Here is a 14476-nt window from a genome sequence, read left to right as displayed (position 1 = left end):
TTGCCTTTGAGCGGTTTGCTGAATTGGACATTCCCAAAACCACCAATTTTCTGGAAGGCCGTTTTGGGGATATGAAGCAGAAACTGCGCTGTCACCAGGGCATGAGAAAAGAGAATAAGATAAGGTTTATTAAGGATTATTTTTCTCGGAAAAACCTTAACAGCACCTAAAATGTCCCTTAGGAAGATGTTTCTTCAAAAGAGCACCTTTTTTGTCCCTTACGCCTTGATTTGAAATGCCATGCATCATACCAATCCAAAAAAATAACCTAACTTCGTTGCCTCGCCTTGCCGTACTATCTGTACTGTCTGCGGCTCGCCGCCTTGTTAGCTTACTTTTTTGAATGGGTATCACTGGATCCGCTGCGCCTCCATGCGCACGGCATTCACCACATCGGCGCCAAACAGCGCATTCACATCGGTTTCGTCAAACACATATTTCTCATTGCAAAAATCGCAATCGATTTCCACGCTGCCTTGCTCGGCCACCACTTCGCCGATTTCTTCACCGCCCAGCATCAGCAGCATATCACTCACTTTGCCGCGCGAGCAGGTGCAGGCAAATTCGATGTTTTCCGGTGCAAACACGCGCGGCGGAGTTTCGTGAAACAGACGGTAGAGCATGTGTTGCGCATCCAAATCGGCCAATTCATGGGCCGTGGCGGTGCGCGCCAGCGTTTCCACATGATTCCAGGCTTCGGCATCAAGGGTTTCTTCCGGCAGACGTTGCAGCAGCAAACCGCCCACAGCTTGATCGGATGCGGCCAGCGCAATAAAGGTGTCCAGCTGCTCGGAGCGCTTCATGTAATTCATCAGCATTTCAGCAATGCTGCCGCCCTCAAGCGGCACCACGCCCTGCCACGGCTCGCCCTCTTGCGGCTGCAAGGTAATCACAAACACGCCGTTGTCGCCGAGCAAATCGCGCAGATTTTCATCATCACCGATTTCGGCCTGCTCGTCCCAACGGGCGGTGGCGCGGCAGGTGTGGCCGGAAGTGGCTTCTACCACCAGCATTTTCAGGCGCCCCTGCCCCTGAACTTGCACAATCAGCGTGCCCTCGATTTTAAGATTGCTCGAAAGCAGCGCGCCGGCGGCGAGCAATTCGCCCAAAGCCTGGCGGATGGCGGCCGGATAATGTTTGCGCCCCTCAATGTGTTGCCACACTTCTTGCAGGCGCACATGCAGCCCGCGCACGGGCATGTTGTCGAAAATAAAACGGGTGCGGCAGTCGGCTTGGCCGGCTGCGGCGGGTGTGTTGCTGGTCATGTTGTTCTTTCTGCTTGATAGGTTCTGATGCTAAGCAATATGGTTGCAGGCCGTCTGAAATCAAGGGCGGCAAACTTTTCAGACGGTCTCAAACCATACTTGCTACAATAGCCGCTCTCTTTAATGACAAAGGCCGTCTGAAAGCAGACGGCCGCTGATTGTGTTTTATGTCTGCACCTCAAAAAAGCTGGCGCTCGGCCGCTGCCGCCTATGCCGACCGCCGCGCGGTTACTTTATTTTTGCTCGGTTTTTCGGCCGGTGTACCGATTTTGCTGATTTTCTCCAGCCTCTCGCTGTGGCTGCGCGAAGCGGGTGTGGAGCGCAGCACGGTAACCATGTTCAGCTGGGCCGCTTTGGCTTATTCGTTTAAATTCGTGTGGGCACCGCTGATTGATTCGCTGCCACTGCCGCTTTTCACGCGCCTGCTCGGCCGCCGCCGCGCCTGGCTCTTACTGGCTCAGGCGATGATTATTGCCGCCATCTGCCTGATGGCGATGATCAACCCCACCACCGAAACGGCGTTGGTTTACATGGCGCTCTCGGCGGTGTTGCTGGGCTTCTCTTCGGCCACGCAAGATGTGGTGATTGATGCCTACCGCATCGAAATCGCTCAAGGCGACAGCGCCATGCAGTCGGTGATTGCGGCCACTTATAATGCGGGCTACCGCATCGGCATGATTGTAGCGGGCGCAGGCGCGCTGTTTTTGGCAGCCTGGCTGGGCTCGCACGAGCAGGCTTATGTGTATCGCGCTTGGCAGCAAACTTATCTGATTATGGCGGCGGTGATGGGCGTGGGCGTGGCCACCACGCTGTTTACGCGCGAGCCGGCCAGCTCACGCGCCGCCACTGCCGCGCGCCCGGCCGCCGACAATTTCCGCCTGCTGCTGCTTTTTGCCTGCGCGGTGGGCGCTTTTGTGGCCGCCTTTATCGGCTTTGGCCGGCTGCTGCCGCAAAGCGGCGGCGTGTTGGCCGGCTTTTTGCTCGAATCGCTGCGCCTGCTGCTTTCGGTGGCGGTGGCCGCTGCGGCCGGCACGCTGGTGGTGAAAAGCGGGCTGGTGGCCAAATCGCTGGCGGTGAACACTTGGGTGGAGCCGGTGGCCGACTTTTTCCGCCGCTACGGCAAATCCGCCCTGCTTTTGTTGGCATTAATCGGCCTTTACCGCATTTCGGATATTGTGGCCGGTGTGATTTCCAATGTGTTTTATCAGGATATGGGTTTCAGCAAAGAAGAAATCGCCGCTGCGGTAAAAACCTTCGGCGTGATTATGGCGATTGCCGGCGGCTTTTTGGGCGGCTTGCTCTCGCAGCGTTTTTCGCTAATGAAAATGATGATGGCCGGCGCGGTGCTGGCCGCCGCCACCAATCTGATGTTTATCCTGCTCGCCTGGCGCGGGCATGATGTGCCGTTTATGTATTTGGCGGTGGGCTTTGATAATTTGGCCGCAGGGCTCGCCGGTGCGGTGTTTATCGCTTTTTTATCGGCGCTCACCAGCATCCGCTTCACCGCCGTTCAATATGCGATTTTCAGCTCGCTGATGACGCTGCTGCCCAAAACCTTGGGCGGCTATTCCGGCTCGATTGTCGATAAAATCGGCTATCCCGGCTTTTTTATGTTTACCACGCTTTTGGGCGTGCCGGTGCTGCTTTTGGTGTATTGGGTCGACAAAAAGATTTACCGGCAAAAAGCATGACAGGCTGCACAATGAGTTAAAGCTTTGTTGCAAAACCTGCTGAGCTAGGGTGTGTTCACCATCCATCCGCGCGTAAGCTTTTGAGGGCAAAAGCGCGCTTGCAAGGTGGAAAACGCAGCAGGCGCTCTTTTGAGCCAAACGATTGCTGCATGATGAAATGTGAACAACCCCTAAAATCAAGGCCGTCTGAAAGCTTCATTTTTCAGACGGCCTTTATGCCCTTACTTCGCACAAAAAAAAGCCCTGCAATCGCAGGGCTTTTTGTTTACCGCATCAGCAGCATCGACGATTATTCATCGGCGCCGGTGTAGGGGCGTACGCTCACGGTTTTGCGGTTGAGTGCGCCTTTGGTGGCGAATTCCACATAACCGTCCACTTTGGCGAACAAGGTGTGGTCTTTGCCCATACCTACGTTTTCACCGGCGTGGAAACGGGTGCCGCGCTGACGCACGATGATTGAACCTGCCGGAATCAGCTCGCTGCCGAAGGCTTTTACGCCCAGGCGTTTGGCTTCTGAATCGCGACCATTTCGAGAGCTACCACCAGCTTTTTTGGTTGCCATATTACCTTACTCCTAAACTGTTAAATTAAGCGATTGCCACGATTTCGATTTGGGTGAAATTTTGGCGGTGGCCTTGGCGTTTTTGGTAGTGCTTGCGGCGGCGCATTTTGAAAATGCGGATTTTATCGCCGCGGCCGTGGGCCACTACTTTAGCCGTTACTTTGGCGCCTTCGATAAAGGGCGCGCCAACTTTTACAGATTCGCCGTCAGCAATCATCAAAACTTCGTTCAGTTCGATTTGGCTGTCGAGTTCGGCTGGTATCTGTTCTACTTTCAATTTTTCGCCAACGGTAACTTTGTATTGTTTACCGCCGGTTTTTACGACCGCGTACATACTCAACTCCATGAGAATTCTGGTTAAAACTTCCGCGCACCATGCACGGAATCGAGAATTATAGCCATACTATTTTGTTTTGTCAAAGCTTTATTCCTTTCCGCCAACCGAGGCCGTCTGAAAACGGCGCACCACACAGGCACAAAAAAGCGCCGACAATATCCATTCAAAAAATAAGCTGACAAGGTGAAGAGCCGAAGCCAGCACAGATAGCACGGCAAGGCGAGACAACGCAGAAAGGTTATTTTTTGAATGGGTATAATCCATGCAATCAGGCGGCTTTGCTGCTATAATCACCCGCTATATTGCCTTTAAAAACCAGCGCCCGCAAGCGCCCCAGCCACAAAGCCGCCCAACAGCCATGCTTGAAAACCTGCCTTATTTCCAACGCCATCTGAATGAAGATTTGGCCAAAGTCAACGTTGTAATCAGCCAAGCCGTGCAATCGGAAGTGGCGCTGATTGCCCAAATCGGCACCTATATCATCAGCGCCGGCGGCAAGCGCTTGCGCCCGATTATCACCATTTTGGCCGGCAAAGCGCTGGGCTACGACCACGAAAAGCTTTATTCGCTCGCGGCAATGGTGGAATTTATCCACACTTCCACCCTGCTGCACGATGATGTGGTGGATGAGAGCGAATTGCGCCGCGGCCGCCAAACGGCCAACAATCTTTTCGGCAACGCCGCTGCCGTGCTGGTGGGCGATTTTCTCTACACCCGCGCATTCCAATTGATGGTAGGCTCGGGCAGCATGAAAATTCTCGAAGTGATGGCCGATGCCACCAATATTATTGCCGAGGGCGAGGTGATGCAGCTGATGAATATCGGCAACACCGACATCACCGAAGCCGAATATGTGCAAGTGATTCAATACAAAACCGCCAAGCTTTTCGAAGCCGCCGCCCAAGTGGGCGCGATTTTGGCCGGCGCCGCGCCGGAGCAGGAGCAGGCGCTGAAAGATTACGGCATGTATGTGGGCACAGCTTTTCAAATCATCGATGATGTGCTCGATTATTCGGGCGACCCCGCCGAAATCGGCAAAAATGTCGGCGATGATTTGGCCGAAGGCAAGCCCACGCTGCCGCTGATTTACCTGATGCAGCAAGGCAGCGCCGAAGCCGCCGATGATGTGCGCAGCGCACTGCAACAAGCCGACCGCAGCTATTTCGACAAAATCCACGCCCACGTTACCGGCTCGGATGCGCTGGCTTATTCGGTTAACGAAGCGCGCAAAGCCGTGGCCAAAGCCCTCGCCTGCCTCGATAAGCTGCCCGACAACGACATCACCCGCGCCATGCGCGGCCTGGCCGAAGAATCGCTCTCGCGCGTGTCGTAAACTTTCCGCAAATCGCCGGCCATAGTTCAACGGATAGAACGTATGCCTCCTAAGCGTAAAATACAGGTTCGATTCCTGTTGGCCGGGCCATCAAGCACATCAGGCCGTCTGAAAACTCAATCGTTTTTTTCAGACGGCCTGATTTTTTTATTTTCCCAAAGGCCGTCTGAAACTTTGCACGCCGATATGGATATTGACCTGCCACAAATCTGCTGCAAAAAGTTGCACATTAAAAGCATGTTTCGTTTATCCTGCCGCAGAGAAAACATTCCCAAGGAAAACGCAGCATGACTTCACACAGCGATATTCTGATCGTCGGCGCCGGCCCCGCCGGCCTGAGCTTTGCCGCCGAAATGGCCGGCAGCGGCCTGAGCGTGACCCTGATCGAAAAAAGCCCGCTCGATATTCTGCAAAACCCGCCTTACGACGGCCGCGAAATCGCACTCACCCACGTTTCCAAAGCCATTATGCAGCGCTTGGGCATGTGGCAGCGCATTGCCGAACACGAAATCTACCCGCTGCGCGATGCCAAAGTGCTCAACGGCCAATCATCTTATCAGCTGCACTTTCCCCAGCCCACCAAAGCGCGCGGCGAGCCGGCCGATTGCTTGGGCTATTTGATATCCAACCACAATATCCGCAAAGCCGCTTACGACACCGTGGCAGGGCTGGACAATGTTCAGATTTTATGCGGCACCGGCGTGCAAAACGTGCACACCACGCCCGAAGAAGCCCGCGTGGTGTTGGAAAACGGCGAAACCCTCAGCGCGAGCCTGCTCTTGGCCGCCGACAGCCGCTTTTCGCAAACCCGCCGCCAGCTCGGCATCGGCTGCGATATGCACGACTACAGCCGCACCATGTTTGTCTGCCGCATGAAACACAGCCTCAGCAACCAACACACGGCCTATGAATGCTTTCATTATGGCCGCACCATCGCCCTTTTGCCGCTGGAAGCCCACCTCACCAACACCGTGATTACGGTCGACAGCGACCAGGCCGATGCGCTGCGCGCGCTCAGCCCCGAAGCGCTGGCCGCGAGCGTAGAAAAGCAGCTGGGCAAGCGCTTGGGCGAAATGGAATTGGTGAGCGATGTGCACGCCTATCCGCTGGTGGGCATGATTGCACAACGCTGCTACGCCACCCGCAGCGCCCTGATCGGCGATGCCGCCGTGGGCATGCATCCGGTAACTGCCCACGGCTTCAACCTCGGCCTTGCCAGCGCCGACACCTTGGCCAAGCTCGTTCTCGAAGCCGCACGGCAAGGCAAGAATATTGCCGCGCCGGCGCTGTTGTCGCAATACGACACCAAACACATGCTGCATGCCAAACCGCTTTATCACGGCACCAATATGCTGCTGAAGCTTTTCACCGACGAAACCCCGCCGGCCAAGCTTTTGCGCGGCATGGTGCTGCGCGTGAGCAACAACCTGCCGCCGCTGAAAAAGCTGATCACCCGCCAGCTCACCGGCTAAACAGCCGTGCATCGCATCATCATAAAGGCCGTCTGAAAAACTTTCAGACGGCCTCAAATATAAAAAAGCCTTTGTTTTGCAACAAAGGCTTTTGTGTCTTGAAAAAACCGATTATTTCAATTTGGTTTCTTTGTAGATAACGTGTTTACGGGCTACCGGATCAAATTTTTTGATTTCCAGCTTGCCGGGCATGGTGCGTTTGTTTTTGGTCGTGGTGTAAAAATGACCGGTACCCGCACTTGATTCCAGTTTGATTTTATCGCGCATTGCAGTAATCCTTAATTATATCTGATTAAATTAAGCTTCACCGCGAGCACGCAAATCAGCCAATACGACATCAATGCCTACTTTATCGATGGTGCGCAATGCAGCGTTTGATACGCGCAAGCGAACCCAGCGGTTTTCACTCTCTACCCAAAAACGACGTGATTGCAAGTTGGGCAAAAAACGACGTTTGGTTTTGTTGTTGGCGTGTGATACGTTATTGCCAGACATCGGGCGCTTACCGGTCACTTTGCAAACTCGTGCCATGGTTAGTCTCCAAACTTCTAAAATAGTAAAACGCGATTTATACCACGAAACACTGCTCTTTTTCAAGTAGCATTTTGAATCGGCTGTATTTTTATGGCAATAAACCGCAAGAATGTTGCTTTTCCCAAACACTTGAGAAAGCAGCGGGAAAGTTGATAAGTATAGCAGCTTTTCCCCGCCTTTGCATAATGCAAATGTTTTTTCCGCAAAGCCTGCCAAATCATCTGATACCCATCCTAAAAATAACCTTACTGCATTGTCTTAGCTTGCCGCACCATCGTACTGCCGCAGGCTCGCCGCCTTGTTAGCTTACTTTTTTGAATTGGTATTACTTCTTTGAATAAGTATGCTTCAATAAAAAGGCCGTCTGAATGTTTCAGACGGCCTCGGGCTTTACGCCTTTCAGGGTTGCGCTGTTTCCGTGTGCTGCTTCAAGCCCCCGCCCAAAGCCTTATACAAATCGGCCATATTTTCCAGCAAGGTGAGCTGGGTGGCCAGCTGGGTGGTGTCGGCAGCATAGCTGCTGCGTTCGGCATCAAGCAGATCCAGCGCGCTGGCCACGCCGTGGCGGTAGCGCAGGTTGATCAAGCGCAGCGCATCGGCATAAGCCTTGCTTTGCTGCGCGTTGGCAGCATAGGTTTTATCCAGCTGCTCTCGTGCCACCAAGGCATCGGACACATCTCGGAAAGCCGATTGCACCGCGGCTTCGTAGTTCACGATTTCCGCTTGCTGCATGATTTTGGCGTAATCCAAATTGGCCACATTGCTGCCCCAGTTGAAAATCGGCAGATTGATGCTGGGCGCAAATGTCCACGTGCTGTTGCCGCCTTTAAACAAACCGCTCAGCTCGGTGGAGCCGGTGCCGATCATGCCGGTGAGGCTGATGCTGGGGAAAAATGCCGCCCGCGCCGCGCCGATATTGGCATTGGCTCTTTTCAGCGCAAATTCGGCCGCGCGGATATCCGGGCGGTTGAGCAACACTTCAGACGACAAACCGGCCGGCAATTGCTTGATGGCAAACTGGCGGCTCAGCGGCAAGCCGGCGGGCAAATCGGCCGGCAGCGGCTGGTTCAACAGCACCGCCATGGCATTGCGCGCCTGCTCACGCGCCTGCACGGCGCTGGCGTAATCGGCCTTAGCCGATTCAATCAAGGCTTCCTGCTGGCGCAAATCCACCGCCGAAATCACGCCGGCACGGTGGCGCAGCTGCGTGAGCTTATAGGTTTGCTCGCGCGTTTGCAGCACCCGCTGCGCCAAGGCCATGCGCTCTTCGGCATAGCGCTCGTTGAAATAGGCTTTGGCCACCGATGAAATCAGGCTTAAGTGTGTGGCATCGCGGCTGGCCACGCTGGCAAAATAGCTCTGCAATGCGGCTTGGCTGGTGCTGCGCACCTTGCCGAACAAGTCGAGCTCATAAGACGTCACACCTAAGCCGACATTGTAAGCGGAAGACACATATGAGCTGCCCGTGCCGCTCAAGTCTTGCGCCACCCGACCGCGCTGGCCGGTGCCGCTCAAGTCTTGCGCCACCCGACCGCGCTGGCCGGTGCCGCTGGCATTGATGCCGGGCAGCAAGGCGGCGCGGCTGATCATATATTGCGCGCGCACGGCTTCGGCATTGAGCGCCGCGCCACGCAAGTCGGTGTTGCGCTCGAGCGCGATTTCAATCAGGCGGTGCAGGCGCGGGTCGGCAAAATAATCTTGCCAGCCCAATGAAGTCGCCACAATGCCGCTTGGCGCTGTGTCGTGCTGAAATGTTTCCGGCACGGCCACGGCAGGCTGCTCGTATTTCGGAATCATGGCACAGGCCGACAAGGCCAAGCTCACCGCAGCAGCGCTGATGGCGGGTTTAAATTTCATTACATTCATTTTTGATCCTTGTCGTCATGCAGATCGCGTTTTTCTTCATCATTCAAGCTTGCTTCGGCCGTATGTTGCTCGACCTCATCCACGCTGATGCCGGCGTGGGCAGATTCCGCTGCAAGTTGTTCTTGCTGGCGATTGCCGCCTTTAAAGAACTTGCGCACCACCACATAAAACAGCGGCACCAAGAACACCGCCAGGAAGGTGCCCACGCTCATGCCCCAAAACACGCTGGTGCCGATTGCACGTTGGCTGGCCGAGCTGGCACCCGATGCGATATACAGCGGCACCACACCCAGAATAAACGCCAACGAAGTCATGATAATCGGGCGGAAACGCAGATGTGCGGCTTCAAGCGCCGCTTCCAGCGCCGTTCTGCCTTGAGCCTGCAAATCTTTGGCAAATTCGATAATCAAAATCGCATTTTTCGCACTCAAACCCATCACGGTAATCAGACCGATTTGGAAGTATATACCATTATCGTAACCGCGCAACCACACGCCGGATACCACGCCCAGCACGCCCAAAGGCACCACCAAAATCACCGCCATCGGAATCGACCAGCTCTCATAAAGAGCAGCCAAAGCCAAGAACACGGCAATCGCGGCAAAGGTGTAGAGCATCATGGTTTGCGAGCCGCTTTTGATTTCTTCGCGCGACTGGCCGGTCCATTCCAAGCTGTAAGCGCCGCCCAAGTCATCCACCAAGCGTTGCACTTCGTTCATGGCATCACCCGTAGAATAGCCTTCGGCAGGTGCGCCGGTGAGTTGCATGGCCGGATAGCCGTTGAAACGCTGGCTCTGCTCCATACCATTTTCCCAAGCCACAGTAGCAATGGTGGAAAGCGGCACATCCACACCGCTGCTGTTGGGCACAGTCAGTGCCAAGATGTCTGCCGGCTGCATGCGCGACGCGGCTTCTGCCTGCACAATCACCCGTTGCAGACGGCCTTGATTGGGGAAGTCATTTACATAGGTCGAGCCCAAAGCCGAAGCCAACGTGGCCTGAATACTGGAAAAGCTGATGCCTTGCGCGGCAGCGGCTTGGCGGTTGATGTCGATTTTCAGCTGCGGCGCATCTTCCAAGCCGGAAGGGCGCACATCTTTCAAAATCGGGCTTTGGCGCATTTTGCCGAGCAGCTCATTGCGCTTAGCCAGCAAAGCCTCGTGGCCGCTGCTGTTGCGGTCTTGCAAATACATGGTGAAGCCCGAGTTGTTGCCCAATTCACTGATGGCCGGCGGGTTGATCACAATGGCATAGCCATCTTTAATCGTGCCCATCAAAGCACCGGTCATCTTGCCGGCCAACGACATCGCATCACTGCCTGCATCCGGGCGCTCCGCCCAATCTTTCAGCATGATAAAGCCCAAAGCCATATTCTGGCCGGAACCTGAAAAGCTGAAGCCGGACACGCCGATCACATTTTCCACTTCGGGCATGCCGCGCACCAAATCGGTGGCTGCCGCCAAGGTATTGTCTGTGCGCTCTTTGGTGGCACCGCCCGGCAATTGCACGCTCATAATCACATAGCCTTGGTCTTCATCCGGCATGAATGAAGTGGGCAGGCGGGTGAATACAAAAGCCGCGATTGCGCCTAAAGCCAAATAAATAATGGTCATGCGGCCAAGCTTGCGCAAAATCTTCGCCACTACACCTTCATAACGGTGCGTGAGGCTGCCGAACTTGCGGTTAAACCAGCCGAAGAAGCCTTTTTTCTCTTCGTGATGCCCTTTGGGAATCTGCTTGAGCATGCTCGCACACAAAGCAGGGGTAAGCGAGAGCGCCAAAAAGGCTGAGAAAGCAATGGCCAGCGCCATGGTGAGTGCAAACTGGCGGTAAATATTACCGGTGGCACCGCTAAACATCGCCAGCGGCACAAACACCGAAATCAACACCGCCGTGATGCCGATAACCGCGCCGGAAATCTGGCTCATGGCTTTTTTGGTGGCTTCCACCGGCGGCAAACCTTCTTCGGTCATAATCCGCTCGACGTTTTCCACCACCACAATGGCATCATCCACCACAATACCGATCACCAACACCATCGCAAACATGCTCAACACGTTGATCGACATGCCCAAATACCAAATGCCGGCAAAAGCGCCCAGCAAGGAAATTGGCACCACAATGGTCGGAATCAGCGTATAGCGGATATTCTGCAAAAATAAGAACATCACCAAAAACACCAGCACCATTGCTTCAATCAATGTGCGCACCACTTCCTCAATAGAAAGCGACACAAAAGTAGAGGTGTCATACGGAGCCGTCCAAGTCACATCGCCTGGAAAATATTCTTCCAATTCAGCCATCTGCGCCTTCACAGCAGTGGCGGTGGCCAAAGCATTGCCGCTATTGGAAAGCATCACAGCCATGCCCACGGTGGGCTTGCCGTTGAGGCGTGCGGAAGTGGCATAGCTTTGACTGCCTAATTCAACCCTCGCCACATCTTTGATGTATACGTTGGCACCGCTGCCGGTGGCGCGCAAAATGATGTTGCCGAATTCTTCCGGCGTGCTCAATTGGCCTTCAGCGGTGATGGTGGCGGTAATGGCCTGCCCTGCAGTGGCCGGCAAAGCACCGATAGCGCCTGCTGAAATCTGCACGTTTTGCGCTTGCAAGGCGGCAGACACGTCCGCAAACGATAGGTTGTAGTTTTGCAGCTTTTGCGGGTCTACCCAAATACGCATCGCCCGTTGCGCGCCAAACAACTGTACTTGGCCCACACCGCTGATACGTTGCAATTCGGGGCGCACGTTGCGCTCGGCATAATCCGTCAGCTCGTCAATCGCAATGGTGTCTGAAGAGAGCATAATCACCATCAGGAAGTTGGAACGCGCTTTAGACACCGACACACCGTATTGGCGCACCGTGGCCGGCAGCGTGGCTTCCACTTCTGAGAGCTTGTTCTGCACATCTACTTGCGCCATATTCTCATCGGTTTCCGGCGTGAAAGTGAGCGTTACCGTGCCCTGCCCGCTCGAATCGGCGGAGGTGGTCATATAATCCAGCCCCTCCACACCATTCATGTTCCGCTCGATAACGGCCAACACGCTGTCTTCCATCACCTGGGCAGAGGCGCCGGGGTAAGTGGCGGTGAGGGTGATGGTGGGCGCGGCCACCGACGGATATTGCGACACCGGCAGATTATTAATGCCCAACACACCGGCAATAATGATAAATATCGAAATTACCCACGCAAAAATGGGGCGGTCAATAAAAAACTTAGCCATGCTGCCTCCTTATTGGGCGCCGGATGCGGCTTTGGCTTCTGAGGCCGTCTGAACGGGCGCGGAAGCGGCTTGCGCAGCAGGGGCGGCGGCACCGGCAGGTTGCCATTCTTTGGGCGTTACTTTTTTCGCGCCCATCAGGCCGGCAATCATGGTGCCGTCTACCACCACTTTATCGCCCTCTTTCAAGCCGCCGGTGATAATCCAATCGGCACCTTGCTGTTGGGCAATCGTTACTTCACGCGGCGCCATGGTGCCATCGGCATTCACCACCGTTACCGTGTCTTTCTGACCGCGCGTTACCGCTTGCTGCGGCACCACAAAAGCATTGTCGATACGGCCTTGCGGCAAGCCCACGCGCACATACAGGCCGGGCAGCAGAATATTGTCGGCATTGGGCACTTCGGCACGCAAAGTCACTTGGCCGGTGGATTGATCAACCGTGGGGTCGGCAAACAGCAGGCGGCCTTTTTGCGGATATTCGCTGCCGCCTTCTAAAAAGATGCTCACTTCAATCGCGCCGTTAACCGATTGCAGCTCGCCCGCGGCAATACGCTGGCGCAGCTTCATCACATCGTTGGCCGATTGGGTAACGTTGACATAAAGCGGATTGGTTTGCTGAATCACGGCCAGCACGGTGCTGTCGTTGGCCGACATCAGCGTGCCCTCAGACACGTTGGATTGGCCGATAAAGCCCGAAATCGGCGCGGTAATGCGCGCATAGTTCACATTGATTTGCGAAGACTGAATCGCCGCCTGCGCCGATTTCACCGCCGCCTCGCCGGCACGCTTGGCCTGCACGGCCGCATCGTATTCCTGCTTGCTGATGGCATCTGCATCCACGAGCGGTTTATAGCGAGCCAAATCGGCATTGGCTTTGGCCAAGCCGGCTTCTGCACTGGCCAGCTGCGCACGAGCGCTTTCGAGGTTGGCCACATAAGTGGCATTATCCAATTGATAAAGCGGCTGGCCGGCGCGCACATAAGAACCTTCTTCAAATAAACGCTTTTGAATGATACCACCCACCTGTGCACGCACATTGGCCGTGCGGCGTGATTCCAAGCGGCCGGGCAGATCTGTGCCAACCGTCACTTGCGACGGATGCACGGTTATCACACCCACCACCGGTGCCGGCGCTTCAGCGCCCTGTTGCTGGGCCGCATCGTTTTTCTCACCGCCGCACGCAGCCAGCGCTAATGACGCTGCCACGGCTAAAGTGGCCAGCTTTAATGACTTCGGTAAACCGATATTTGCCATTTCTTTTCCTATCTTGATATTGATAATAAAAAAACAAACTCTATTTGAAAAGACAACAAGGCTGCAAATAATTCACAATAAATGAAATATTCACAGCCGTCTGAAAGGCCGCAACCTGCGTGGTTGCCGGATATTCTCGTGCGCTATACATACAGCCTTGCATGTATTAAAGTTACTCATTATAATAGCCGCACACCTAACAGCTTGTCATTTTTACAAAAAATAACCTACACCCCTATCCCTATCTCCATATTATTATGCGCAAAACCAAAGCCGAAGCCATGAAAACCCGCGAATATCTGATGCTGGCCGCATTGGACACATTCTATCTTCGCGGCGTTGCCCGCGCCTCACTCAATGAAATCGCCCAAACCGCCGGCGTTACCCGCGGCGCATTGTATTGGCATTTCAAAAATAAAGAAGATTTATTTGATGCCTTATTTCAGCATATTTTCGACGATTTCAGCACCACAATGGCCGATGATATTGCCAACGGCAATTCGGATATGTGGCAAAACCTGCGCCATGCGCTGTTCAATTTATACGAGCGCATGCAAAACAATGAAATCCACCGCAAATTTGTTCATATTCTGCATCTGAAATGCGAGCACACCGAGCAAAACCAAGCCATTATCGATGTGATGACGCGCTATCAGCGCATGTGGCATGAGCAAATACACGCCGCTTTGCTGCTTTGCATCCAGCAGCAAACGCTGCCTGAAAGCCTGGATGTGGATTTGGCCGGCGTTTATCTGATATCCACCCTCACCGGCTTGTGCGAAATTTGGCTCAACAACCCCGAGCAATTCAATATCAATGAAATCGCACCGCGCATTGTCGACACCGCAATGGGCGCGCTGCAACGCTGCCCCACGCTGCGTGCCGGCTCTGAATAATATAGGCTTAAGGCACGATATCCATCTTTTAAATTGGCTATT

The 14476-nt window shown here is 54.5% G+C and carries 13 protein-coding genes and 1 tRNA gene; 5 read left to right on the top strand and 9 right to left on the bottom strand.

Going from position 1 to position 14476, the window contains the following annotated elements; genetic code table 11:
• Window positions 1-350: 350 nt before the first annotated feature.
• Window positions 351-1265, bottom strand: a complete 915-nt coding sequence (gene hslO / locus EV680_RS09310) for an Hsp33 family molecular chaperone HslO (protein WP_132954467.1) — start codon at window positions 1263-1265, stop codon at window positions 351-353.
• A 167-nt stretch (window positions 1266-1432) separates the two neighbouring features.
• Between hslO and EV680_RS09305 the strand changes: the two genes are divergently transcribed.
• Window positions 1433-2956, top strand: a complete 1524-nt coding sequence (locus tag EV680_RS09305) for an AmpG family muropeptide MFS transporter (protein WP_132954466.1) — start codon at window positions 1433-1435, stop codon at window positions 2954-2956.
• 289 nt (window positions 2957-3245) lie between these two features.
• On the opposite strand, the gene rpmA is transcribed toward EV680_RS09305, so the two are convergent.
• The 3 genes from rpmA to EV680_RS11960 form a co-directional block, all read right to left on the bottom strand.
• A complete protein-coding gene (gene rpmA, locus EV680_RS09300) occupies window positions 3246-3518 on the bottom strand; it encodes a 50S ribosomal protein L27 (protein WP_132954465.1) in 273 nt (90 codons plus the stop codon).
• A 25-nt stretch (window positions 3519-3543) separates the two neighbouring features.
• Window positions 3544-3852: a 50S ribosomal protein L21 gene (gene rplU / locus EV680_RS09295; protein ID WP_132954464.1), complete on the bottom strand. Its 309-nt coding sequence runs from the start codon at window positions 3850-3852 to the stop codon at window positions 3544-3546.
• A 90-nt stretch (window positions 3853-3942) separates the two neighbouring features.
• Window positions 3943-4119, bottom strand: coding sequence for a hypothetical protein (locus tag EV680_RS11960; protein WP_165870933.1), 177 nt, complete (start codon window positions 4117-4119; stop codon window positions 3943-3945).
• A 94-nt stretch (window positions 4120-4213) separates the two neighbouring features.
• Here EV680_RS11960 and EV680_RS09290 point away from each other — a divergent pair, with 94 nt between their 5' ends.
• The 3 genes from EV680_RS09290 (at window position 4214) to ubiM (ending at window position 6660) form a co-directional block, all read left to right on the top strand.
• Complete coding sequence (locus EV680_RS09290) at window positions 4214-5188, top strand: polyprenyl synthetase family protein (protein ID WP_132954463.1); 975 nt, start codon at window positions 4214-4216, stop codon at window positions 5186-5188.
• Between the two features lie 15 nt (window positions 5189-5203).
• Window positions 5204-5278, top strand: a tRNA-Arg gene (locus EV680_RS09285).
• A gap of 197 nt (window positions 5279-5475) precedes the next feature.
• Window positions 5476-6660, top strand: a complete 1185-nt coding sequence (gene ubiM, locus EV680_RS09280) for a 5-demethoxyubiquinol-8 5-hydroxylase UbiM (protein WP_132954462.1) — start codon at window positions 5476-5478, stop codon at window positions 6658-6660.
• 111 nt (window positions 6661-6771) lie between these two features.
• Here ubiM and rpmG read toward each other — a convergent pair whose 3' ends face one another.
• The 5 genes from rpmG to EV680_RS09250 form a co-directional block, all read right to left on the bottom strand.
• Window positions 6772-6927: a 50S ribosomal protein L33 gene (rpmG, locus tag EV680_RS09275; RefSeq protein ID WP_003684373.1), complete on the bottom strand. Its 156-nt coding sequence runs from the start codon at window positions 6925-6927 to the stop codon at window positions 6772-6774.
• A gap of 30 nt (window positions 6928-6957) precedes the next feature.
• On the bottom strand, window positions 6958-7191 hold the full coding sequence (gene rpmB, locus EV680_RS09270) for a 50S ribosomal protein L28 (RefSeq protein ID WP_002216391.1): 234 nt from the start codon (window positions 7189-7191) through the stop codon (window positions 6958-6960).
• Window positions 7192-7593: 402 nt separating this feature from the next.
• Window positions 7594-9060, bottom strand: coding sequence for an efflux transporter outer membrane subunit (locus tag EV680_RS09260; protein ID WP_132954461.1), 1467 nt, complete (start codon window positions 9058-9060; stop codon window positions 7594-7596).
• Window positions 9057-12284, bottom strand: coding sequence for an efflux RND transporter permease subunit (locus tag EV680_RS09255; protein WP_132954460.1), 3228 nt, complete (start codon window positions 12282-12284; stop codon window positions 9057-9059). Before EV680_RS09255 ends, EV680_RS09260 begins: the two co-directional genes overlap by 4 nt.
• Window positions 12285-12293: 9 nt before the next feature.
• The gene (locus EV680_RS09250) at window positions 12294-13538 is read right to left on the bottom strand and encodes an efflux RND transporter periplasmic adaptor subunit (protein ID WP_132954459.1); all 1245 of its coding nucleotides are present in this window, start codon (window positions 13536-13538) and stop codon (window positions 12294-12296) included.
• 257 nt (window positions 13539-13795) lie between these two features.
• Here EV680_RS09250 and mtrR point away from each other — a divergent pair, with 257 nt between their 5' ends.
• On the top strand, window positions 13796-14434 hold the full coding sequence (gene mtrR / locus EV680_RS09245; RefSeq protein ID WP_132954458.1) for a multidrug efflux system transcriptional repressor MtrR: 639 nt from the start codon (window positions 13796-13798) through the stop codon (window positions 14432-14434).
• The last annotated feature ends 42 nt before the right edge of the window (window positions 14435-14476 follow it).

Origin of the sequence: Uruburuella suis (assembly GCF_004341385.1) — a bacterium.
GTDB lineage: Bacteria > Pseudomonadota > Gammaproteobacteria > Burkholderiales > Neisseriaceae > Neisseria > Neisseria suis.
This window is presented reverse-complemented; position numbering and strand designations above follow the sequence as displayed.

Excerpts from the sequence above, each read along its gene's own strand:
- hslO (WP_132954467.1), bottom strand. The coding sequence starts at position 1,265 with ATGACCAGCAACACACCCGCCGCAGCCGGCCAAGCCGACTGCCGCACC.
- EV680_RS09305 (WP_132954466.1), top strand. The coding sequence starts at position 1,433 with ATGTCTGCACCTCAAAAAAGCTGGCGCTCGGCCGCTGCCGCCTATGCC.
- rpmA (WP_132954465.1), bottom strand. The coding sequence starts at position 3,518 with ATGGCAACCAAAAAAGCTGGTGGTAGCTCTCGAAATGGTCGCGATTCA.
- rplU (WP_132954464.1), bottom strand. The coding sequence starts at position 3,852 with ATGTACGCGGTCGTAAAAACCGGCGGTAAACAATACAAAGTTACCGTT.
- EV680_RS11960 (WP_165870933.1), bottom strand. The coding sequence starts at position 4,119 with ATGGATTATACCCATTCAAAAAATAACCTTTCTGCGTTGTCTCGCCTT.
- EV680_RS09290 (WP_132954463.1), top strand. The coding sequence starts at position 4,214 with ATGCTTGAAAACCTGCCTTATTTCCAACGCCATCTGAATGAAGATTTG.
- ubiM (WP_132954462.1), top strand. The coding sequence starts at position 5,476 with ATGACTTCACACAGCGATATTCTGATCGTCGGCGCCGGCCCCGCCGGC.
- rpmG (WP_003684373.1), bottom strand. The coding sequence starts at position 6,927 with ATGCGCGATAAAATCAAACTGGAATCAAGTGCGGGTACCGGTCATTTT.
- rpmB (WP_002216391.1), bottom strand. The coding sequence starts at position 7,191 with ATGGCACGAGTTTGCAAAGTGACCGGTAAGCGCCCGATGTCTGGCAAT.
- EV680_RS09260 (WP_132954461.1), bottom strand. The coding sequence starts at position 9,060 with ATGAATGTAATGAAATTTAAACCCGCCATCAGCGCTGCTGCGGTGAGC.
- EV680_RS09255 (WP_132954460.1), bottom strand. The coding sequence starts at position 12,284 with ATGGCTAAGTTTTTTATTGACCGCCCCATTTTTGCGTGGGTAATTTCG.
- EV680_RS09250 (WP_132954459.1), bottom strand. The coding sequence starts at position 13,538 with ATGGCAAATATCGGTTTACCGAAGTCATTAAAGCTGGCCACTTTAGCC.
- mtrR (WP_132954458.1), top strand. The coding sequence starts at position 13,796 with ATGCGCAAAACCAAAGCCGAAGCCATGAAAACCCGCGAATATCTGATG.